The 21210-nt window shown below is 65.8% G+C and carries 19 protein-coding genes and 1 riboswitch; of the genes, 11 read left to right on the top strand and 8 right to left on the bottom strand.

Going from position 1 to position 21210, the window contains the following annotated elements:
- Positions 1-76 precede the first annotated feature (76 nt).
- The 3 genes from ACED18_RS11065 to ACED18_RS11055 all read left to right on the top strand — a co-directional run bounded on the left by ACED18_RS11065 (position 77) and on the right by ACED18_RS11055 (position 3045).
- On the top strand, positions 77-802 hold the full coding sequence (locus ACED18_RS11065; RefSeq protein ID WP_377292360.1) for an endonuclease/exonuclease/phosphatase family protein: 726 nt from the start codon (positions 77-79) through the stop codon (positions 800-802).
- Positions 803-907: 105 nt separating this feature from the next.
- Positions 908-2686 carry a malto-oligosyltrehalose trehalohydrolase gene (gene treZ / locus ACED18_RS11060; protein WP_377292066.1) on the top strand — a complete coding sequence of 593 codons (1779 nt, stop codon included), beginning with the start codon at positions 908-910 and terminating at the stop codon, positions 2684-2686.
- 95 nt (positions 2687-2781) lie between these two features.
- Complete coding sequence (locus ACED18_RS11055; protein ID WP_377292064.1) at positions 2782-3045, top strand: hypothetical protein; 264 nt, start codon at positions 2782-2784, stop codon at positions 3043-3045.
- Between the two features lie 33 nt (positions 3046-3078).
- On the opposite strand, the gene ACED18_RS11050 is transcribed toward ACED18_RS11055, so the two are convergent.
- From ACED18_RS11050 to ACED18_RS11040, 3 genes are all read right to left on the bottom strand, one after another.
- Positions 3079-4650, bottom strand: a complete 1572-nt coding sequence (locus tag ACED18_RS11050; protein ID WP_377292062.1) for a sensor histidine kinase — start codon at positions 4648-4650, stop codon at positions 3079-3081.
- 123 nt (positions 4651-4773) lie between these two features.
- Positions 4774-6165 carry a rhamnulokinase family protein gene (locus ACED18_RS11045; protein ID WP_377292060.1) on the bottom strand — a complete coding sequence of 464 codons (1392 nt, stop codon included), beginning with the start codon at positions 6163-6165 and terminating at the stop codon, positions 4774-4776.
- Between the two features lie 226 nt (positions 6166-6391).
- Positions 6392-7435, bottom strand: a complete 1044-nt coding sequence (locus ACED18_RS11040; RefSeq protein WP_377292058.1) for an NAD(P)-dependent alcohol dehydrogenase — start codon at positions 7433-7435, stop codon at positions 6392-6394.
- 305 nt (positions 7436-7740) lie between these two features.
- Here ACED18_RS11040 and ACED18_RS11035 point away from each other — a divergent pair, with 305 nt between their 5' ends.
- From ACED18_RS11035 to ACED18_RS11005, 7 genes are all read left to right on the top strand, one after another.
- On the top strand, positions 7741-8625 hold the full coding sequence (locus ACED18_RS11035; protein ID WP_377292056.1) for a sugar phosphate isomerase/epimerase family protein: 885 nt from the start codon (positions 7741-7743) through the stop codon (positions 8623-8625).
- Between the two features lie 107 nt (positions 8626-8732).
- Positions 8733-9929 carry an ROK family transcriptional regulator gene (locus ACED18_RS11030; protein ID WP_377292054.1) on the top strand — a complete coding sequence of 399 codons (1197 nt, stop codon included), beginning with the start codon at positions 8733-8735 and terminating at the stop codon, positions 9927-9929.
- 264 nt (positions 9930-10193) lie between these two features.
- The gene (locus ACED18_RS11025) at positions 10194-11219 is read left to right on the top strand and encodes a sugar kinase (protein WP_377292052.1); all 1026 of its coding nucleotides are present in this window, start codon (positions 10194-10196) and stop codon (positions 11217-11219) included.
- The gene (locus tag ACED18_RS11020; protein ID WP_377292050.1) at positions 11216-12496 is read left to right on the top strand and encodes a D-tagatose-bisphosphate aldolase, class II, non-catalytic subunit; all 1281 of its coding nucleotides are present in this window, start codon (positions 11216-11218) and stop codon (positions 12494-12496) included. The genes ACED18_RS11025 and ACED18_RS11020 overlap by 4 nt, the downstream gene beginning before the upstream one ends.
- 54 nt (positions 12497-12550) lie before the next feature.
- Positions 12551-13315 carry an SDR family NAD(P)-dependent oxidoreductase gene (locus ACED18_RS11015; RefSeq protein ID WP_377292048.1) on the top strand — a complete coding sequence of 255 codons (765 nt, stop codon included), beginning with the start codon at positions 12551-12553 and terminating at the stop codon, positions 13313-13315.
- A 95-nt stretch (positions 13316-13410) separates the two neighbouring features.
- Positions 13411-14142, top strand: coding sequence for an SDR family oxidoreductase (locus ACED18_RS11010; RefSeq protein ID WP_377292046.1), 732 nt, complete (start codon positions 13411-13413; stop codon positions 14140-14142).
- Positions 14143-14154: 12 nt separating this feature from the next.
- Positions 14155-14931 (top strand): SDR family NAD(P)-dependent oxidoreductase, encoded by a 777-nt coding sequence (locus ACED18_RS11005; RefSeq protein ID WP_377292044.1) that lies wholly within the window; start codon positions 14155-14157, stop codon positions 14929-14931.
- 7 nt (positions 14932-14938) lie between these two features.
- Here the strand turns inward: ACED18_RS11005 and ACED18_RS11000 are convergent, their stop codons facing one another.
- The 5 genes from ACED18_RS11000 to ACED18_RS10980 form a co-directional block, all read right to left on the bottom strand.
- Positions 14939-15949, bottom strand: coding sequence for a FecCD family ABC transporter permease (locus ACED18_RS11000; protein ID WP_377292042.1), 1011 nt, complete (start codon positions 15947-15949; stop codon positions 14939-14941).
- A 2-nt stretch (positions 15950-15951) separates the two neighbouring features.
- Positions 15952-16914, bottom strand: a complete 963-nt coding sequence (locus tag ACED18_RS10995) for an ABC transporter substrate-binding protein (protein WP_377292040.1) — start codon at positions 16912-16914, stop codon at positions 15952-15954.
- Positions 16911-17729 carry an ABC transporter ATP-binding protein gene (locus tag ACED18_RS10990; RefSeq protein WP_377292038.1) on the bottom strand — a complete coding sequence of 273 codons (819 nt, stop codon included), beginning with the start codon at positions 17727-17729 and terminating at the stop codon, positions 16911-16913. Before ACED18_RS10990 ends, ACED18_RS10995 begins: the two co-directional genes overlap by 4 nt.
- Positions 17726-18142 carry a DUF1636 family protein gene (locus tag ACED18_RS10985; RefSeq protein WP_377292036.1) on the bottom strand — a complete coding sequence of 139 codons (417 nt, stop codon included), beginning with the start codon at positions 18140-18142 and terminating at the stop codon, positions 17726-17728. The genes ACED18_RS10990 and ACED18_RS10985 overlap by 4 nt, the downstream gene beginning before the upstream one ends.
- Before the next feature lie 104 nt (positions 18143-18246).
- Positions 18247-18460, bottom strand: a riboswitch (cobalamin riboswitch).
- A 55-nt stretch (positions 18461-18515) separates the two neighbouring features.
- Positions 18516-19721: a GTP-binding protein gene (locus tag ACED18_RS10980; protein ID WP_377292358.1), complete on the bottom strand. Its 1206-nt coding sequence runs from the start codon at positions 19719-19721 to the stop codon at positions 18516-18518.
- Positions 19722-19980: 259 nt separating this feature from the next.
- Here ACED18_RS10980 and ACED18_RS10975 point away from each other — a divergent pair, with 259 nt between their 5' ends.
- On the top strand, positions 19981-21198 hold the full coding sequence (locus ACED18_RS10975) for a hypothetical protein (protein WP_377292034.1): 1218 nt from the start codon (positions 19981-19983) through the stop codon (positions 21196-21198).
- Positions 21199-21210 lie beyond the last annotated feature (12 nt).

Genomic DNA, 21210 nt, shown 5'->3' with positions numbered 1-21210 from the left:
TTGCCTCCGTCCGGCCTGCCACGCCCGCCCAAGCCGCCGCTTGGGACATCCCAAAGAGGAGCCCGCCGACGCCACCATGCCGCGCCGCCTGACGATCGCCACCTACAACATTCACAGCTGCTTCGGCACCGATCGCCGACTTGACCCGAAACGCATCGCCGACACGATCGCCGAAACGGGTGCCGACATCATCGCGCTGCAGGAGGTGGATGCGGAGCGGCTGCGCAGCGGCGGCATCGACCAGGCACGCGTCATTGCCGACCAACTGCGCATGGAAGCGCATTTCCACCCGGCGCTGCACGTCGAGAACGAGCGCTACGGCGACGCCCTTCTGACCGCTTTCCCCACCCGCCTCGTGAAAGCCGCTGCGCTTCCCGCCCGCGGCGAGGCTCGCGGCGCGCTCTGGGTGGAAGTCGATCTCGGCGAAACGACGTTGCAGGTGATCGTCACCCATCTCGGGCTTCGCGGCAGCGACCGCATGAAGCAGGTGAACGCGCTGCTCGGCCCCGACTGGATCGGCGCCGCCGAACGCCGCGCCGGCCCGCTGCTGATTGCCGGCGACATGAACTCGCCGCCCCGCTCGGCGCCTTACCGCGCACTTGCAGGCACACTGACCGACCTGCCGCGCGCGCTGAAGCCGAAGCCGGGCGCCACCTTCCCCTCGCGCCTGCCGTTCCTGCGCATCGACCACATTTTCGGCAGCCCGGATATTCGCCCTGTGGCGACAGGCGTGCTGCGCTCGCCGCTTGCGCGCCTCGCCTCGGACCACCTGCCGCTCTATGTCACCATCGAGCTGCCATGACACGCGCCGCAGACCTTGCGGCAAGACCCAAGCCGCGGCGACGGAACGGCGAGGCCCGCACCGTGGTTTGAATGACATCGGACAGAACAACAGGAGCGGCCCCACGTGTTCACCTATTCCTTCGGCCCCACCCCATGCGACAATGGTTTCGAGTTCCGCCTCTGGGCGCCGCGTCAACAGACGGTGATGCTGGAGGTGGAAGGCCACGCGCCGCAGGCGATGCAGCGCGATGACAAGGGCTGGCACTTCGCGCACGCCCCTTGCGCGGCCGGAGCCCGCTATGCCTTCCGGCTCGAGGACGGAACCCGCGTGCCGGACCCCGCCTCCCGCCACCAGCCGGAGGATGTGCATGGGCCGAGCGAGATCGTCCACACCCGCTCCTTCAGCTGGCTGACGCCCGACTGGCGCGGTCGGCCATGGGAAGAAACCATCCTCTACGAGCTGCACATCGGCACGTTTACGCCGGACGGCACCTTCACCGCCGCCATCGAGCGGCTGGATCACCTCGCAGCGCTCGGCATCACCGCCATCCAGATCATGCCGGTCGCCGACTTCTCCGGCCGTCGCAACTGGGGCTATGACGGCGTGCTGCCCTATGCGCCAGACAACCGCTATGGCCGACCGGAAGAGATGATGGCCTTCGTGGATGCGGCCCATGCGCGCGGCATCTCGGTCTTCCTCGACGTGGTCTACAACCACTTCGGCCCTGATGGGAACTACCTGCCGCTGATGGCGCCGATCTTCACCGATCACCACCACACGCCCTGGGGCGATGCCGTCAACCTCGATGACACGGGCGCCCGCGACGCGCGCGACTTCATCATCGAAAACGCCATCTACTGGATCCTCGAATACCGTCTCGACGGCCTGCGCTTCGACGCCGTCCACGCGCTCATCGACGACAGCGAGGAACACCTGCTTTTCGAAATGGCCCGCCGTATCCGCGCCGCCGCCGGCGACCGGCATGTGCACCTCGTGGTCGAAAACGAGGAGAACGACCCGGCCCTGCTGGAGCGGGACACCGATGGCCGGCCCGTGGCCTATAATGCCCAGTGGAACGACGACATCCACCACGTGCTGCATGTCGCCGCCACCGGCGAAACGACCGGCTACTACGCGGATTACGAGGGCGACGAGAAAGTTGGCCGGGCACTTGCCGACGGCTTCGTCTTTCAGGGCGAGACCATGCCCTATCGCGGCAGCGAGCGGGGAAAGCCGAGCGCCCACCTGCCGCCGACCGCCTTCGTCGCCTTCATCCAGAACCACGACCAGGTCGGCAACCGCGCCTTCGGTGACCGCATCAATGCCGTCGCTCCGCCGGAAGCCATTCGCGCCATCGCCGCGCTTTATCTGCTGGCACCGCAGATCCCCATGATCTTCATGGGCGAGGAATGGGACGCGACGACGCCCTTCCCCTATTTCTGCGACTTCAACGAAGAACTGAACGCCGCGGTCCGGGAAGGTCGCGGAAAGGAACTCTCCCGTCTGCCGGGCTTTGAGGATCACGCCGGCGAGCCGCCGGACCCGACCGCGCCGGAAACCTTCGAGAGCGCCCGGCTGAACTGGCCGGAACGCCTCTCCGGTCCGCAGGCCGAGCGCCTGTCGCTCTACCAGCGCCTCATCGCGCTTCGCCGCGCCGTCATCATCCCGCGGCTCACCGGCATCGGTCGGCAGGCGGAAAGCCGCATCCTTGGCGCATCCCTGTTGGAGACCGTCTGGACGCTCGGCGATGGCAGCCGGCTCACGCTGACCGCCAACCTCTCCGCCACGCCGGGTGGGACGATCGAAGCGCCGGCAGGGCGTATTCTGTGGATCGAGGGAAACTTCGGCGCCAACGGCGACATTGGGCCCTGGACGGTCGTCTGGACGCTCGACCCGGCCTGACCGACCATTTCCGGGGGTGGCGCAGGCAACGCATCCCTCCACCCCCGAGCAAGCCTCGCCGGCCATGGTGGCGTCATCCACCGATTGAAAGACCGATGACGCAGCGCTACCGCCCCTATCTGATTTCCATCTCCGACGAGGCCGGCCGCCTGCACGAGCCGACCACCGCGGATGTCGCGGCGGAAGCGGCGCGGCGGCTGCACCATGTCATGCAGCGCTGCGGCGAAAATGCGCTGCGCGCCCACGCCTATGTCGTCAACCAGATGGATCTCGTTGGCGAACGCTTTGCCGCCGCAGGCCCGGTGCCCACCGATTTCCGGTGTGACCGCCACTGGCCGAGCCTGCCCTCGCAGGACTGATCCCGCCCCGGCGCACCAGCCACCCAGCAATCTTCAAGCGCTGGCCTGCCGCTTCGACGCCAGCTTGGGGCTGCGGATCGTGACCTCGGCGTGGAATACCGTGCCGCCATCACGCTCGAAGCGGGCGCTGCCGCCAAGCTGCCGCACGGCACCCGTCATCAGCCGGCTGCCCATGTTCTTTGGCGTCTTGTCCACATCGAAGCCCTTGCCATTGTCGCGCACCGTCATCGTGGCACGCCCGTTCTCATAACCGCGGATCGTGATGGTGATCTGCGGATCCGGCTGGTCGGGGAAGGCGTATTTGATCGAATTGGTCACGAGCTCGGTAAAGAGCAGCGCTAGCGGCGTGGCGCATTCATTGTCGACCGGAACCGGATCGATGTCGTAGCGAACCTTGACCGGGCTCGCATAGGCTTCCACGAGCCGGTCCACCACCGCCATCACCAGCGCCGGAAGGTCGATTTCCTGGAAACCGTCCTGGCTGTAGATGCGCTCATGCACGGCCACCATCGCACCGATGCGGTTCGAGAGCACCTTCTGCGTCTCAGGCGGTAGCGTCTGGATTCTCAGCAGCGACTGAACCGATTGCAGGTTGTTCTTCACCCGGTGATGGATCTCGCGCAGCAGCAGCTCGTTCTGTTCATTGGCCTGCCGGATCTGCGCGGCCTGCATCTCCTCGTGACGGTAGAGCGAACGGATCCACCATCCCGCCACCAGCGCGCCGAGGATGGCAATGGTCGCCAGCCCCATGGCGAGCGCGAAGTTGCGCCAGAAACCCTCCATGCCCTGGGCATAGTCCGCAGCCGAGACAACAACGAAACGCGTCCCCGGCACGGCGGCATAGCCGACCATGCGCTGCACGCCGTCGATGGGCGAGATGATCTCGTAGTTGCCCGCCGATGCCTCTTTCAACTGCTCGATAAAGCGCGGCGTCGTCTTGCTGTCCGGCAGCGGTTCGACAGTCGGGTAGCGCGCCACCAGCACGCCGTCATTGCGAAACAGGCTGATGGTCGAATTGGAGCCGAGTGCAACCGACTCCCAGATCGGGGCAAGGACATTGACCTCGAAGGACACCATGGCGGCGCCGCGAAACACGCCGCCTTCCGACAGGCGTCGACTGAAGACGAAGATCTGCTGGCCGTTCAGGCGGCTGGTAAGAAGGCTGGAAACATAGGTCTGTGCACCGTCCTTCAGCGCGGAGAAATACGCACGGTCGGTGATGTTGATGGGCTTCACCTGCGGATCGGTCGAGTAGACGGTCTGCCCGTTGGCATCGACAACGTAGGCCTGCACCCGTCCCGGCAGATCCTTGACGGCGTCCTGGATATTGGCGATCTGCGCCGCATTGGTGTCGCCGACACTGGCCGGGAGCGCGTCATCGATGCGGCGCAAGGCCTGCCACGCCGCTGCATTCAGCCACTGCGCATGCGTTGCCACGATCTTCGTCGAGGCCGTCACCCGCTCCGTCAGATTGTCGCGCGCTGCCTTGTAGCTCTGCACAAGCCATCCACTCGTCAGGATGACGATGATCAGGATCAGGCTCGCCAGCAAGAGCGATGAGGTTCGCTCGACGGTGTGGCGGCGGCGTTCCGTACGAAGCGACATCGATCCTCCACCGGCCGAAGCACCCAGCATGTTCGACCTTGCGGCATACCATCTTCGAAACGGAAGGGGGATGCAATTCCCGGAAGTCACAAAAGGCCGGGAAGCGACAAAACGAAAGGGTGATCAGCCGATCACCGGCTCCATGCCGGCTCCGGCCCGGGCCAGGGCCTGCGCCGCTTCAAGCGACGGGATGGCGCCGAGCGCCGTCAACTGGATCAGTGCATTGCCCACCACGCTCGCCTCCACCGGACCGGCGACAACGCGGCAGCCGGTTTCCTCGGCCAGAAGCTGCATCCATGCCGGATCCTGACTGCCCCCACCGCCGACCCGAACGGTATGGATGGCGCGGCCGGACAGCAGGCCGAGCTGGCGGATCGTCTCGCCCGCTTCCCGCGCCAGCCCGACATAGAGCGATCGGGCCAGGGCACCGATGCTGGCACCTTTGAGGGACGGCAGATGGTCTTCCATCGCAGCGACCATGTCGACGGGATCGAAGAACAGCGGATCGGAGGGTGCGATCGCCGGTGTCGAAGGGTCAGCCGCAAGCGCCAACGCGCTGAGACGGGCAAAATCCACCGTCTCGCCGCGGCGTGCCGCGAGGCTGTCCTGCAGGCGCCGCATCAGGAAGAGGCCGGGCAGCGCCCGGTCGAGGATGGCGCGCGCACCGACCCCGCCTTCGAGGCCGAAGCCCCAAGGGCCCGTCTCCTCCGGCAGATAACCGGCCGGCACATCAACACCCAGAAGGTTCCACGAGCCGCAGACGGCAAAGGCCTCACCCGGCTCCGGCGCAAGAGCAAAGGCCGCACAGGCCGTGTCGTGGCCTGCGGCCGAAACGACCCGCGTCCCGTCAAGCCCCGGCAGGGAGGCAAGATCCGGACGAAGCGGACCGAGCACGGTGCCGGCAGGCACGATCGGCCCGAAAATGCGCTGCGGCAGGGAGGCAAGATCGATGATCTCCTCGTCCCAGTCATTTGTCTCGACGGAGAGAAAGCCGGTGGTTCGGGCCAGCGTCCGCTCGCAGCGCGCCACGCCCGACAGCGCGAAGGCGAAGTAATCGGCAATCATCAGCACCTGCTCGGCGCGTTCCAGCTTGTCCGGATTGTCCTTTGCCCACTGGCTGAGATGGAACAGCGTGGCGATCGGGATGATCTGCAGGCCGGTCCGCGCCGCGATCCGGTCGTGATGGGCGGCGAGCGCCGCAAGCCCGACCCCGCCGCGCGGATGGCGATAGGTCCGCGGCGGATCGACGATATCGCCCTTGGCATCGATCAGCACGAAATCGACGCCCCAGCTGTCGATGGCGACGGAATCGACCGCGCCGAACGAAGCCGCCGTTTCCAGCCCCTTCCGGATCCCGTCCCGGATGATGTCGATCGACCAGGCAGGCCCGTCCGCCTCGCGCACCTCGTAACCGGTGAACCGCGTCAGCGCACGGATGGACAGACGGCCATCGACGAATTCAGCCAGCATGGCGCGGCCGGAACCGGCACCGAGATCAATCACGAGACAGCGCATGCAGACCGTTTCTCCTCCCAAAGCGGGCAGAGCTATTCCATGAAAACGGTAAGGTTGACAACCATGCCGCCGGAGCCGAACGCCCTGCCGACCTCCACCGCACCCGGAGCCAAGGTCCGCATCGGCACCGGGTGCGGCAAAGATCGGTCAAGGCACAAGGCCTCCCCCGATCGGGACGACTGCCGCCAGCCTGGATCGCGCGCCGCCGCAGCCTGGAGCGCAGGTTCTACTGCGGCAGCTCGATCTGCATCTTCACCTCGCCCTTCGGCGCGGAAGCGGCGATCTCGAACGCCTTGACGCTGTCCTCGAAGCCGAAGGTGCGGGTGATCAGCGGCTTCACATTGATTGCGCCGGACGACAGCATCGCCACGCACCGCGGGAAGACATGGGCGTAGCGGAACACATGCTCCACACGCGCCTCGCGCACCATCGCCTTGCCGACGCTGTAGGGAATATCGTGCAGTTGCATGCCGATGAAAACGACGCGACCCGATGGGCACAGCGGGTCGAACACCGCCTCTGCCGCCCTCGGACTGCCGGAGCATTCGAAGACGATCTCCACGCCCCAGTTATCGGTCGCCTTGAGGATTTCCTGCGTCAGGTCCTGCCGCGTGACGTTGACGGGCGTCACCGCGCCGAGGCTTGCGGCGAGCTCCAGCTTGGTATCATCGACATCGCTGACGAAGACGCGCGCACAGCCGGCGGCCAGGGCCGACAGCGCTGTCACGAGACCGATCGGCCCGGCCCCGATGACAAGCGCGATGTCGCCAGGCTTGACCTGCGCCTTCGTCGCCGCATGCACGCCGACCGCCAGCGGCTCGACCATGGCGGCCTCCGCGAAGGAGACGTTGTCGGGGATCTTGAAGGTGAAGGCAGCCGGATGCACCACGCTCGGGCGCAGCACGCCGTGAATGGGCGGCGTCGCCCAGAAGCGCACGGCCGGATCGACATTGTAGAGACCGAGCCGCGTCGGGCGGCTCAAGGGATCTGGAACGCCGGGCTCCATGCAGACACGGTCGCCCACCTTGAGATCGGTCACGGCCGATCCCGTCTCGATCACCGTGCCGGAGGCCTCGTGACCGAGGATCATCGGCGCCTTGACCACGAAATCGCCAATGGCACCATGGGTATAATAATGCACGTCGGAGCCGCAGATGCCGACCGTATGCAGCTTGATGCGCACGTCGTGCGGACCCATGACCTCCTCGCGCTCGATCGGGAAATCGCGCAGCGTGAGCTTCATCTTCTCTTCCAGTACCAGGGATTTCATCGGCTGTGTCCTCACGCTCTTCGCCTGACCAGCGTGCCCGAAGGGCAGCGATCGGCGGCATCCGGGCAGGGTCTCCGCCCCGCCGCCATACCCCGCCTCTCTAGCCCATCGGCCCTGTTCAGGCAATATTTGTTGCTCGACCATTCAATCCGGCAAGAGCGCTCGAGACGCACGGCTTTTCATCCTGCCTCGGGCTGGCAGGCTGCCGATCTTCAGACTAATATCGTCACCGCGCGATCCTTGACAGAACGCCGCAAACCAATTTTGTTGCGTATAACACCAAATAGAAATCGGGAGGCACTTCAATGGCGCGGCTTGGCATTCACTCCTTCGTCTGGACGGATGGCACGAAGGAGGACTCGCTGATCGAGGCCATGGAAAAATCCGCCGAGACCGGCTTCAAGCTCATCGAGCTCGCCTATCTCAAGCCGGAAAAGTTCAACCTCGACCGGCTCGGCAAGCGCGCGCAGGCGCTCGACATCGACATCGCCGTCACCATGGGCCTGCCGCTTGCCGCCGACGTCTCCAGCGAGGACGCCGACGTCGTGAAGAAGGGCGAAGCGGTGCTCTCCGATGCGGTCAAGGCGGTGAGGGATATCGGCGGCTCCAAGCTTGGCGGTATCCTTTATTCCGCCCACACGAAATATTCCCGCACCCCGACAGCGAAAGGCCGCCAGAACAGCATCGCGGCGATTGCGAAGACGGCGGACATCGCGAAGGCGGAGGGCGTCGATCTGGTGCTCGAAGTGGTGAACCGTTTCGAGACCAACCTCCTCAACACGACCGCCCAGGGCCTTGCCTTCATTGCCGAGACAGGCTCCGACCACGTGCGCCTGCACCTCGACACCTTCCACATGAACATCGAGGAAGCCAATCCCGCCGCGGCCATCCGGCTTGCCGGCGACAAACTCGGCTATTTCCATATCGGCGAAAGCAATCGCGGCTATCTCGGCGACGGCACGCTGAACTTCGACCTGATGTTCGATGCCCTGCTCGACATCGATTACCAGCGCGACATCACCTTCGAATCCTTTTCGAGCGCCGTGGTGGACGAGGGCCTGACGATCGCCTGCGCCATCTGGCGCGACACCTGGACCGAGAATATGCCGCTCGCCATCCACGCCAAGCAGTTCATCGACCTCAAGATGGCCGAAGCCAGGCGCCGGCGCGACACCAACGCGCGCCCCTGAGGGCGGGCACCGCGCGGGAACACGTGCATCAGCACCCGCTCAAGTGACTTTCATCCGACTGCAAAACTGATACAAGCCACAAGACGTATGATGCAGGACGGCCGGACATGAAAGACATCAGCCTCGTCGCAAGCTCCCCCCGGAAAATCCGGCAGAGCAACGAGATTGCGGCCCTGCAGGCACTCCACCGCGCCAAGCGGCTGAGCCGGGCGGATCTCGCCCGCATCCTGAACCTCAACCGCTCGTCTTCCGGCCACATCATTGCCGAGCTGACGGCAGGGGGACTGGTGCGCGAGGTGGAGGCAGGCCGCTACCGGCCGCGCGAACACGCACGCGCCGGACGGCCGGGCGTGATGATCGAGCTGGTGCCCGAAGCCGTTCTGTTCCAGGGGATAGAGATCGGCGTGGAACACATCACCACGGTGCGGATCGGCCTCTCCGGCGTCATCACGGCGACGCAGACCGTCCCCTTTGACGGCCCGGCCCACAGCACGGCCGATGCCATCCACCATGCCGTCAAGCTGGCCCTGGCCGATCTGTCGCGCGAAGATCTGGAACGGCTCGAAGGACTTGGCATCTCCACGCCGTCGCAGTTACGGCCCGATGGTACGGTCCATCTCGCACCGCTGCTCGGCTGGAAGAACGTCAATCTCATCGATCTCGCCCGCCAGCACCTGCCGGTCCGCGTGCCGGTGATGGTAGAGAACGACGCGAACGCGTTTGCGATCGGCGCAGGCTATGCCGGCCTCGAAAGCACCGACGGCGTCACGCTGTTCATCCTCATGGAAAGCGGCGTGGGCGGCGGCATCGTCGTCAATGGCCAGCTGCTGCGCGGCGCCCACGGCCTTGCCGGCGAGATCGGCCACATGCTGGTACCCGTCGAGGACGGCGGCGCGCGAAACCTCGAAGAGATTGTCGGGCTCGGCAATATCCTCAGCCTCTACCGCCGTCAGCCCGGACGGCACGAAGCAAGCTTCGAGGATTTTCTGGCGGACGTGGAAGAACGGGCACCGGAAGCGGTCGCGATCGCTGAAACCTGGGCAAGGGCGCTCGGCTACGCCATAGCGCAGACCTGTCGCATCATCGATCCCGATCGCGTGGTGCTCGGCGGCTCCGTCGCCAAGCTCCTGCCTCTGATCGCCTCGCGGCTCACCGCCCATATCCGCAATGCGCAGGAAGCAAGCTTTCCAATCCCGGTCGTGCTGCTCAACACCGAGACGAATTCGGGCTCCGCCTATGGTGCCGCCTGCATGCTGCACCAGCGCTATCTGTCGCTCGAAAGCAACCGCTTCTCCGACGACTAAGACCGGTTTTCGCCTTCCGCATCGGATATTTGTGCACCGCGCAAACAAAGTGTGCGGCACGGAATAATCGGTTTCGGAAATCCTACAGTTTTCAGTGTGATTCCGAAACAACCGTGCGCAATATGTTGCGCGCGAAAACAATTGGCTCTAAGGTCGGCTCCATGGGAGGAGCATGGTCCGGCACGGCCGCCCAAGCTCGCAAGGAAACGGCGTTCGCTGCCCGGCAAAGCACCGGCGGTGGCGTCTTGCCAAGACAGAGACACAATGAGCGCGCCGGCCACGCCACCCTCAGAGCACACGACCGAAAACACACCGCGCGGCCTCAGCCCCGACACGAAGGGCCCGACGATCACCATCGGTGAAATCCTCGTGGAAATCATGGCAGCCGATCGCGGCATCGGCTTCCTGGAACCACTGACGCTGACGGGCCCCTATCCCAGCGGCGCGCCGGCCATCTTCATCGATCAGTGCGCCCGTGCCGGCGGCAGTGCCGGCATCATCGCCACCGTCGGCGATGATGATTTCGGCCGCGTCAACACCGACCGGCTCGAACGCGATGGCGTCGATATCTCGGCGGTCGCCGTCGATCCCGCCTACCCCACCGGCAGCGCCTTCGTCAGATACCGGCCGGATGGTTCGCGCGACTTCGTCTTCAACATCTCGAAATCCGCCGCCGCCCGCCTGTCGCTCGATGGCCCGGCCCGCGCGCTGATTGCGCGCGCCGGCCACCTGCACATCATGGGCACCGCCTTTGCCATCCCCGCCGTCGCCGACATGCTCGAAGAAGCGCTGGTGACCATCCGCGCCAATGGCGGCAGCGTCTCGGTCGATCCCAACATGCGCAAGGAACTGCTCCAGCACGGCCAGACCGCCGAGCGCTTCTCGCGTGCCATTGCGGCTGCCGACCTGCTGCTGCCCTCCGGCAACGAGCTTTTCGTCGCCGCCGGTATAGAGGGCAGCGAGGAAGAGGCCGTTGCTGCCCTCTTCGCCCGCGGCGTGCGCGAGATCGCCCTGAAACGCGGCGAACATGGGGCCACCTGGTTCGGCGCCGATGGCAGCCGCGTCGATTGCGCCGGTTTCGAGGTGACGGAAGTGGACCCGACCGGTGCCGGCGACTGCTTCGGCGGGGCCTTCGTGGCCTGCCGCCGGCTCGGCATGGCGCCCGACGTGGCGCTCGACTACGCCAACGCGGCCGGCGCACGCAATGTCACCGTTCAGGGCCCCATGGAAGGTGCGGGCACGCGCGCCGAACTCGACGCCTTCATGGCGAGCACGCGGAGGCGCGCATGACACAGGCCGCCCTCTTCCGTCGCGATCCCTCGGTGCCCAAGGCAGGCGCACAGGGCATCACCTCGCTGTGCTCGGCCCACCCGCTCGTCATCCGCGCCGGTCTTGAATACGCGGCCAGCACCGGCACGACGGTGCTCATCGAGGCGACCTGCAACCAGGTCAACCATCTGGGCGGCTATACGGGCATGACGCCCGCCGACTTCGCCGCCAGGGTCTTCGCCATGGCGGACGATGCGGGGCTTGCCAGAGACCGCATCATCCTCGGCGGCGATCACCTCGGCCCCAATCCGTGGCGAAAGCAGCCGGCCGACGCGGCAATGGCTGAAGCTGAAAAGATGGTCGCGGCTTACATTGAGGCAGGCTTCTCGAAGATCCATCTGGACGCGTCCATGGGCTGCGCCGGCGAGCCCGAAGCCTTGGACGACGAGACGACCGCCGGCCGTGCTGCCCGCCTGGCAAAGGTGGCGGAAGAGACAGCCAGACGCAGCGGCCGCATGCCGCCCGTCTACATCATCGGCACCGAAGTCCCACCGCCGGGCGGCGCCGACCACGTGCTGACCGCCATCGAGCCGACCTCCGCGGACGCAGCACGCACCACCATCGCCGTCCACCGCCGCGTCTTTGCAGATGCCGGCCTTTCGGATGCCTTTGCCCGCGTCGTCGGCGTCGTGGTGCAGCCCGGCGTCGAATTCGGCAACGAGAATGTCATTGTCTACGATCGCGACAAGGCCAAAGCCCTTTGCGCCGTTCTGGACGGCGAGCCGAACCTCGCCTTCGAGGCCCACTCGACCGATTACCAGGGCCGCCAACCGCTGCGCGCCCTCGTCGAAGACGGATTTGCCATCCTCAAGGTCGGCCCGGAACTGACCTTTGCGCTCCGCGAAGCGCTCTACGGCCTCGACCTCATCGCCGGGGACCTCTTCCCGGATCGCGGTCCGCGTGCCCTTTACGATGCCATGGAACGTCTGATGCTGGAAAAGCCGGGCGACTGGGCGCGTCACTACGGCGGGACAGCGGAGAACCAGCGCATTCAGCGCCACTACTCCTATTCGGATCGTATCCGCTACTACTGGAACCAGCCGGAAGCCGAAGCGGCCGTGGCCGATCTCTTCGCCCGCCTGTCTGGCGTCAGCGTGCCGGTCACGCTCTTCCGGCAGCACCTGCCGCATTTCACCGCCTTTGCGGGCACGCCGCTCGATCCCGCCGCCCTTGCGGTGGCCGCCGTCGGCCGTGTCGTGGAGGACTACGCCTACGCATCGACGGGCCGCGCCGGATGAGGCGCGCCGGTTACCTGAGACATCACGGCCTTACGATAAATTGGGAGAAACATCATGGCACTCAACGACTTCAGACTGGACGGCAAGGTCGCGCTGATCACCGGCGGCAATCGCGGCATCGGCCTTGCCGTTGCCAAGCTCTTCGGCGAGGCCGGTGCAAAATCCGTTCTGACGGCGCGGCGCGACAATCCGGAGGGTGAGGCGGAACTGCGCGCGGCCGGCTACGAATTCGACTTCGTCTCGGCCGATGCGCGCGATCCGGAAACGCCGGAAAAGCTGATTGCCCACACCATCGCGAAATACGGACGCATCGACATTCTCGTCAACAATGCCGGTGTCGCCCAGCATGGCGATACGCCCGACTTTACCGACGAGCTCTATGAAAAGATCATGTCGACCAACCTGACGCAGCTTTTCCGCTTCTGCCGCTCGGCCATCAATCCGATGCGCGCGCAGGGCGGCGGCGTAATCCTCAATGTCGGCTCCATCTCCGGCGTCGTGACCAACGTCCCGCAGAACCAGGTGGCCTACAATGCCTCCAAGGCCGGCGTGCACATGCTGACGAAGAGCCTCGCCAACGAACTCGCGCCGGACAATATCCGCGTCAATGCGCTGGCGCCCGGCTATATCGAGACCGACATGACGGCCGTGCGCGAGACCAACAAGGAATGGGACAGCGTGTGGCGCGCCAATACGCCGATCGGCCGCTACGGCCTGCCGGAGGAAATGGCGAACTGCATCCTCTTCCTGTGCTCGCCCGCCTCCAGCTACGTCACCGGCGCCGTTCTCATCGCCGACGGCGGTTATACGACCCGCTGAGCAAGCCATCGGATCCGCATGGGGCAACCGGCGGCGCTGTCCGGCGCCGCCCGATGCACCTGCGCATCCAGTCCCGCCATCGAATGGAGGAATCCATGGCAGAATCACTCTCCGGCAAGGTGGTTGCCATCACCGGCGCGGCATCCGGCATCGGCCTTGCATGCGCGAAGGCCTGCGTGGCCGAGGGCGCGACCGTCTTCTTCGTGGATCGTGCCGAAGAGGCCTTGAAGCGCATCTGTGCCGAGGTCGGCCGTGACCGCGCCATCCCGCTCGTCGTCGACCTCCTCGACCCGGAGAGCGTCAGGACCATGGTGCCGGCAATCCTCGCGAGAGCCGGCCGGCTCGACGTCTTCCACGCCAATGCCGGCACCTATATCGGCGGCGACCTCGTGGACGGCGACCCCGATGCGTTCGACAAGCTCCTGAACCTCAATGTCAACGCGGTCTTTCGCACCGTGCATGCCGTGCTGCCGCACATGATCGAGCGCCAGACGGGCGACATCGTCGTCACCACTTCCGTTGCCGGCCACGAACATATTCCGTGGGAGCCGGTCTACTCCGCCTCGAAACATGCCGTGCAGACGCTGGTCTATACGCTGCGCCGGCAGGTGGCCAAGCACGGCATACGCGTCGGCTCCATCGCGCCCGGCCCCGTCATCACAGCCCTTCTCGATGACTGGCTGGAGGAGCGGCTGGAAAAGGCCAAGGCCGCGAAAAGCCTGATCGAACCCGAAGAGATCGCCGACGTGCTGCTCTTCATGCTGAGCCGCCCGCGCCACATCACCATCCGCGATGTCGTGATCCTTCCCGCCAGTCAGGATATCTGAGGAGAAACTTCCATGTCGTTCAAGCAACGTTTCGAACTTGCCGGCGAAGTCGCCGTCGTCACCGGCGGCGGCCGCAGCATCGGCTACCAGACCGCGCTCGCGCTCGGCGAAGCCGGCGCCCATGTCGTCATCATCGAGCCGAAGGCGGAGATGGGCGAAGAGGCCGTGAAGGAACTGGCCGCCAGGGGTTACAAAGCCGAACTCTTCGAAGGCGATGTCACCGACAGCGCCCGCATGACCGCGATTGCCGACGAACTCGCCGCGCGCGGCACGCCGGCCACCATTCTCATCAACAATGCCGGCATCGGCGACAGCGGCACATCGTCCGAAGATGTCTCGGACGCGCTGTGGCTGAAGATCATGAATGTCAACGTCAACGGCGTCTTCTGGTGCTCGCGCGCCTTCGGCGCCCACATGATCAAGGCGGGCAAGGGTTCGATCGTCAATCTCGGCTCCATGTCCGGCACGATCGCCAACCGCCCGCAGCCGCAGACGCCCTACAATGTCTCCAAGGCCGCCGTGCACCACATGACCCGCTCCATGGCGGCGGAATGGGCACAGCACAAGGTGCGCGTCAACGCCGTGGCGCCGACCTACATCGAAACGCCCATGGTCAGCGCCAACCCGCTGAACCTGGAGCGCCTGCCGATCTGGCTGAACGATACGCCCATGGGCCGGATGGGCCAAGCCGACGAGGTGGCGGCGGCCATCCTCTTCCTCGCCTCGGAGGCGGCAAGCCTCGTCACCGGCGCCGTTCTCCCCGTCGATGGCGGTTTCACCTGCTGGTGAGCCGTTCTTAGCGCGGCCGGTAGGCCAGCATCGCCACGATGAAGAATGCTCCGATCGAGCTTGTCACGACGCCGACCGGCAGTTCCTGCGGAGGCAAAAGCGTGCGGGCGATGAGATCGCTGCCGAGAAGCAGCGCCGCGCCGAGAAGCGCCGAGGCGACGGCGAGCCGCGCATGCAGCGGCCCGGCAAAGGCCCGCGCCATATGCGGGATCATCAGGCCGATGAAGCCGATGACGCCGGCAATCGAGACCAGGAGAGCGGTCGAGAAGCTGGCGATGAGAAAGGTCAGGTTGCGCAGCCGCGTGACCGGCACGCCGAGGCTTTCGGCCGTCTGCTCGCCACCCAGCAGCGCATCCAGCTGCCGGTGCCGGTTGAGCGTGTAGCCGAGCGCCATCAGCGCGCCGACGATGCCGATGCCGATGTTCTGCCAGCTCGCAAGCCCCAGCCCGCCCATGGTCCAGAACAGTACCGAATGGGCCGCCCGCTGGTCGCCGGAAAAGACGAGATAGTTGGTGAGCGCGGTAAACAGGAAGGAGACCGCGAGCCCGGCCAGGACGAGCCGCTCCGGCCCGTAGCCCTGGGCGCGGCGAATGAGCATCAGCACGACGCCCGTCGCCAGCATGCCGCCCGCAAAGGCCGCGATCGGCAGGGTGAAGAGGCCGAGCCGGTCGCCGATGCGGGTGATGACGGCCACCGCCCCGGCCGCCGCCCCGGCCGAAAGACCGAAGAGGAAGGGATCGGCAAGATCGTTGCGGGTCACCGTCTGGAGCAGCAGGCCGATGACGCCGAGCCCTGCGCCAACCGCGATGGCAAGGATGGCGCGCGGCAGGCGCAGATCGACGACGATGCGATCGACCGGCGTCGTCACGCCATCGTTCACCAAACCGACGGCACGGCCGATGGCCGTCAGCACGTCGGCGATGGGGATGACGGTGGAACCATAGGCAACCGAGGCGCAGGCGAGCAGCACGACGGCGACCAGCGCCGCCGCCACGCCGAGACCGAAACGAAGCGTCACGATCAGAAGGCTTCCGGATGCATGGCCCGCGCGATCTTGCCGATCGCCGCGACATTGTCCGGGCCGGGCGTCAGCTCTTCATAGCGCAGCGCCACGAAACGCTCGTTCTTCACCGCATCCGTCTCCTTCATGGCCGGATGCGCCTTCAGGAAATCGAGCAGCTTTTTGTAGCCGGCCCCATCCTGGTAATCGAGCAGCACGAGGAACTCAGGATTGCGCGTGGCGACCGTTTCCCAGTCCGTCGTGCCCCAGCTCGTGTCCATGTCGGCCATGATGTTCTGACCGCCGGCAGCCGCGATCATCGCCGTCGGGATGGCGAACTTGCCGGCCGTGAACGGCTTGTCCTCACCGCTGTCGAAGAGGAAGACGCGCGTGCCGGAGTGATCGCCGACCTTCGCCTGGATATCGGCCAGTTGCGCCTTCCAGCCCGTCACCAGCGCGTTCGCTTCCGCTTCCTTGCCGAAGATCGTGCCGAGCTTTTCGATGTCGCCATAGAGCAGGTCCATGGAGGCGGCGGGCCGGTTCTTGTCGAGATGCACGCAGCTTTCGGTGAGAACCAGTGTCTTGATGCCGTGGGGGGCGAGCGTATCCGGCGTCACGTCGCCGCCGGGCTTCATGCCGTAATACCAGCCCGCGAAGAAGAAGTCGGTGTTGACGGCGACCAGATTTTCGACCGTCGGATATTTCGGCGCAAGTTCCGGGATCGCGCCCTGCTCCTTCTTGAAAATGTCATCGGTCTTGTACCAGCCGGAAATGCCGGTGACGCCCACCATCGAGGGCTGAAGGCCGAGCGCGAAGGCCATCTTCGCCATGTTGATGTCATGCACCACCATGCGCTTCGGCGCGGCATCGAAGGTGAGCGTCTGGCCGCAGCTGTCGACCGTGACGGGAAAGGCGAAGGCGGGCGACGTGGCGAGGGTAGCGACAACGGCGACAGCGCCGGCGACGAGCATGCGAAGTGTCATGGATGCAAGGCTCCGGATTCGGGAGAGACAGGGTGGGTCGATGAAACGGGAATGTCGAAGACCGTCAGTTCGCGGTCCTCGTGCGGATGGGGAAGGCGGATGAGATCGATACCGAAGACATCGCGGATCGTCTCGCGCGACAGCGCCTCGCCGGCCGTGCCGGAAGCAACGAGCGCGCCGTCGCGCAGGACCGCGACGCGCGTTGCAAAGCCCGGCACCAGATGCAGGTCGTGCAGCACGGCGACCACCGTGAGACTGAGATCGGCCACGAGCGACAGCAGCGTGCCGCGCGCCCGCGGGTCGAGATGGTTGGTGGGTTCATCCAGAAAGAGGATGCGCGGCTCCTGCGCCAGCGCCCGGGCGATCTGCGCCCTCTGCCGCTCGCCGCCCGACAGCGACCCCATCTCCCGCCGGGCAAAGCCCGCCATCGCCGTGCGCTCCAGCGCCTCGGCAACGAGGAAGGCATCCACCTTCGGCGAGGCGATGCCGGCATGCGGAATGCGGCCGAGCGCCACGTAGTCGCGCACCGAGATCCGTCGGTCCGGCTGGTCGGCCTGACCGACGACGGCGACGAGCCGGGCCCGCTCGGCCGGGCGCAGCAGATCGAGCGGGCGGCCGGCCAGACGCAGCGAACCGGATGCAGGCTTTGCAAGTCCAGCCAGCATCTGCATCAGCGTCGTCTTGCCGGCACCGTTCGGGCCGATGATCGCCAGCCGGTCGCCGGCCGCCACCTGAAGCGAGACATCGCGCACGATGCGGGCACCCGAGGCCGTGACGAAGGAGAGGTCCTTCGCATCCAGAAGGATCTCGCTCATGCGCTGACCGCCGCGACCGCAGGCGCCGGAATGCGGGCAATGATCTTGCCCCGCAGTCCTTCCGGCCGCTGCCCCTCGTTCGTCCAGCCGCCAGGCGCGGCGCGGTAGAGCCCGGCAAAGGCCATCAGGGCCGGCAGGTCGGTCTCCGGATCGATATTGCCGAAGAGATAGGTGGCCCGCCCCGGCGCGGAGAAACCGATGGTCAGCGGCCGGTCGCACCCGGCAAGGCAGGCCGTGGGCTGCAGGTGAATGCCGTGCAGGTCGGCGACCGCGGCAAGCCGATCGAGAAGCCGCGCGCCGGGCGGTGACGGCCGGGAACCGGCGAGATCGGTGGGACTTTCGCCCTGCGCCGGATCGGTCACGGGCAGGGTCTGGCAGCGGCTGCATACCGCCATCGACAGGAGGTCGCTCATCATCATCCTTCGAAACAACGGAGCCGGAGAAGGATGAATCGAGGGGCCAGGCGACAAGGCGCGCAGGGCCGGACGGTCCAACACTTCCCGGATCACCCCGTCCGGTTGTTGCGTGCTTCGACGGCAGGTCTCCTGGCTTGCGGGTCGCTGGTCCTGCCGGCCTTCCCGGTCGTTTCCGACCAGTGGCATGGATGGCAGGGCCTCGCCGCTCACAGTTGCGGGGGCAGCCACGGATTCGGCCCCGTTCGGGTCGTCCTCACCGTGTTCCCTATTAATCCCTCCGGCTTTGCCTCGGGAACCGTCAACGCCAGTTAGACGGCAGCGCGGCGCCCCTGTCAAGACGGGGTCCGCGCCGCCATTCCACCGCCCTGTCTCAGGCCGCCTGCCGGTCCCAGCGCGGGAACGGGTCGGCAAGGTTGCGCCACAGATCCGGCTGGAAGACCGGGCTGTCGACGAGACAGGCGTCGAGCTGGGCGCGGATGCGCGCCTCGTTCATCGGATCGGCGCCGATGAAGACGATTTCCTGCCGGCGGTCGCCCCAGACCGGATCGAGATAGGGTGCCATGTGCTTTGCAAAGCCCGGATCCTGCGGCCACTGCGCCTTGGGCACCGACGACCACCAGCGGCCGAGCCGGCTGTTGCGCACGAGCGCACCGGCCTGGCTGATCTCGCCCACATCATTCGGCCGCGTCGCGAGCCAGAAGAAGCCCTTGGCACGCACCACGCCCGGCCAGGGCCGGTCGATGAAGGCCTGGAAGCGCAGCGGATCGAAGGGCTGGCGGGCGCGATAGACGAAGGAGCGGATGCCGTATTCCTCGGTTTCGGGGATATGGTCCTTGAAGCCGTGCAGTTCCTTGAACCACAGCGGATGGGTCTCGGCCTTGGCAAAGTTGAAGCGGCCGGTGCCCAGCACCTCCCTGAGATCCACCTGCCCGAAATCGGCCTCGACGAGCTTCGCATCCGGATTGAGGCCGACGATGATCTTGCGGGCCGCATCGCGCTCCTCCGGTGTTGCAGAGCCGATCTTGTTGAGCACGACAACATCGGCAAACTCGATCTGCTCGACAAGCAGATCGACCAGGGCCCGATCGTCCCCCTCCCCGGCCGTCTCGCCGCGGTCGCGCAGGAAATCGGTGGAGGCATAGTCCCGCAGAAGGTTCACGGCATCCACCACCGTCACCATCGTGTCGAGCCGGGCGACATCGGCAAGGCTCTGGCCGTTCTCGTCGCGGAAGTCGAAGGTGGCGGCCACCGGCAGCGGCTCGGCAATGCCGGTCGATTCGATCAGCAGATAATCGAACCGCCCGGCGGCGGCGAGCGCGCGCACCTCCGTCAGGAGATCCTCGCGCAGGGTGCAGCAGATGCAGCCATTCGTCATCTCCACCAGTTGCTCTTCCGTGCGCGAGAGATTCGCCCCGCCCTCCCGCACCAGCGCGGCATCGATGTTGACCTCGCTCATGTCGTTGACGATCAGCGCCACGCGCAGGCCCTGCCGGTTGGCGAGGATGTGGTTCAGAAGCGTGGTCTTTCCCGCGCCGAGAAAGCCGGAGAGAACGGTGACGGGCAGCGTGTTCATGATGGGCTCCGATAACTGGAAGACGGCAGAAGGGCATATGTCGAATACCCGGCATTAATGTAATAACATTACATATCCTGCCACTGTCAAGCCACCGCGCGGGGCGCTGGCCCGCCTGGACGGGTTAAGCAGGGGTTAAGCAGGGGTTAAGTCCGCCGAAATCACGGGGAAAGCGCAGCGATACGAAGCATTGGACACAGGTGCGCAAAGGAATCTTAAGGCGCTCGTGGCTTACACTTCTCGATAACAAGGGATGTGCAGCATGATCGCGATCACCAGAGCTTTACTCTTAGTCTTCGCCCTTGCCGCAAGCACAGCCGCCGCGCGGGCTGCGGACTGGCAGGTTGCCAAGGTCACGACCGGCGTGCGCTACACGCTCGACAAGGCAAGCTGGGTCACCCTCAAGACCGGCGATACCGTACCGAACAAGGCCTGGATCTCGACGGGGAAAGGCGGACGGGCGCTGCTGAGGCGCGGCGTCGAAAGCATGGTCCTGCATCCCGGCACTCTGGCGCTCGTGTGGACATCCGGCGGGGCATCCCCGAAGACCGAGATCGCCCAGCAGATGGGCACGATCGAGCTTGATATCGAGAAGCGCAGCCAGCCGCACACCGCCGTCCAGACGCCTTTCCTCGCGGCCGTCGTGAAAGGCACGCACTTCACCGTTTCCGTCGATCGCCGCCGCGCCCGTGTGGAGGTCGATCGCGGCCTCGTGCAGGTCACGGCCTTCGCCTCCGGAGAGCGCGCCGAAGTCGGCCCCGGCGGGCGGGCAGAGGTCGGGAAAACCACGGGAATGAGCGTCGGCGGCACGGTTTCGGCGAACGAGATCGTCACTGTCGAACCGCAGGCGTCGAAGATCCCGGCTGCGGGAACCACGACCCGAATCGGCGCAACGACCAACGACGCCACCGAGACGACGGCAGGCGCCGGGACAACCGGGACCGACGACCAGGCGAGTGGCGCTGCTGGAAACAACGGCAAAATTGGCCGAGAGGAAAAGACCGAAAAGGAAACCCGATCGTCCGGCGATACGCGCGAAAAGGCCGAAACAGGCAAGCGCGACGACGGCCGCGCCTCCCCTTCGGACACATCCGAAAGGGCGGAGCGTGGCGGCCATGAAGGCCGGAATGGCAAAAACGACAGGGATAACGGCGACGGCAGAGGCACCCGCGAAGACCGCGGCAACGGCAACGGCAACGACACGTCCAACAGGCCCGACAGAAGCGAGAAGCCCGAAAAAAGCGAAAAGGCCGACAAGGAGGACAAAGGCGAGAAGGGCGACAAGAGCGAGAAGGAGGACAAGGGCGACAAGGAGGACAGGGGCGACAAGGGAGAGAAGGGCGAACAGTCCGACAACAAGGGCAGGAGTGACGGCGAAGACCACAGTGGCAAGTCGGACAAGGGATCGGAAAGCCACGGAAACGACAGCGGTCGCGGAAATGACAACGATCACGGCAACGGCCATGGAGGCCATGACTGATGCCGCGGTTGC

This window comes from Rhizobium sp. SG2393, assembly GCF_042610495.1.
GTDB lineage: Bacteria > Pseudomonadota > Alphaproteobacteria > Rhizobiales > Rhizobiaceae > RU20A.
This window is presented reverse-complemented; position numbering and strand designations above follow the sequence as displayed.

What these genes read in the sequence shown, in the direction of transcription:
- ACED18_RS11065 (WP_377292360.1), top strand. Translation starts at nt 77, where the DNA reads ATGCCGCGCCGCCTGACGATCGCCACCTACAACATTCACAGCTGCTTC.
- ACED18_RS11055 (WP_377292064.1), top strand. Translation starts at nt 2,782, where the DNA reads ATGACGCAGCGCTACCGCCCCTATCTGATTTCCATCTCCGACGAGGCC.
- ACED18_RS11050 (WP_377292062.1), bottom strand. Translation starts at nt 4,650, where the DNA reads ATGTCGCTTCGTACGGAACGCCGCCGCCACACCGTCGAGCGAACCTCA.
- ACED18_RS11045 (WP_377292060.1), bottom strand. Translation starts at nt 6,165, where the DNA reads ATGCGCTGTCTCGTGATTGATCTCGGTGCCGGTTCCGGCCGCGCCATG.
- ACED18_RS11040 (WP_377292058.1), bottom strand. Translation starts at nt 7,435, where the DNA reads ATGAAATCCCTGGTACTGGAAGAGAAGATGAAGCTCACGCTGCGCGAT.
- ACED18_RS11035 (WP_377292056.1), top strand. Translation starts at nt 7,741, where the DNA reads ATGGCGCGGCTTGGCATTCACTCCTTCGTCTGGACGGATGGCACGAAG.
- ACED18_RS11030 (WP_377292054.1), top strand. Translation starts at nt 8,733, where the DNA reads ATGAAAGACATCAGCCTCGTCGCAAGCTCCCCCCGGAAAATCCGGCAG.
- ACED18_RS11025 (WP_377292052.1), top strand. Translation starts at nt 10,194, where the DNA reads ATGAGCGCGCCGGCCACGCCACCCTCAGAGCACACGACCGAAAACACA.
- ACED18_RS11020 (WP_377292050.1), top strand. Translation starts at nt 11,216, where the DNA reads ATGACACAGGCCGCCCTCTTCCGTCGCGATCCCTCGGTGCCCAAGGCA.
- ACED18_RS11015 (WP_377292048.1), top strand. Translation starts at nt 12,551, where the DNA reads ATGGCACTCAACGACTTCAGACTGGACGGCAAGGTCGCGCTGATCACC.
- ACED18_RS11010 (WP_377292046.1), top strand. Translation starts at nt 13,411, where the DNA reads ATGGCAGAATCACTCTCCGGCAAGGTGGTTGCCATCACCGGCGCGGCA.
- ACED18_RS11005 (WP_377292044.1), top strand. Translation starts at nt 14,155, where the DNA reads ATGTCGTTCAAGCAACGTTTCGAACTTGCCGGCGAAGTCGCCGTCGTC.
- ACED18_RS10995 (WP_377292040.1), bottom strand. Translation starts at nt 16,914, where the DNA reads ATGACACTTCGCATGCTCGTCGCCGGCGCTGTCGCCGTTGTCGCTACC.
- ACED18_RS10990 (WP_377292038.1), bottom strand. Translation starts at nt 17,729, where the DNA reads ATGAGCGAGATCCTTCTGGATGCGAAGGACCTCTCCTTCGTCACGGCC.
- ACED18_RS10985 (WP_377292036.1), bottom strand. Translation starts at nt 18,142, where the DNA reads ATGAGCGACCTCCTGTCGATGGCGGTATGCAGCCGCTGCCAGACCCTG.
- ACED18_RS10975 (WP_377292034.1), top strand. Translation starts at nt 19,981, where the DNA reads ATGATCGCGATCACCAGAGCTTTACTCTTAGTCTTCGCCCTTGCCGCA.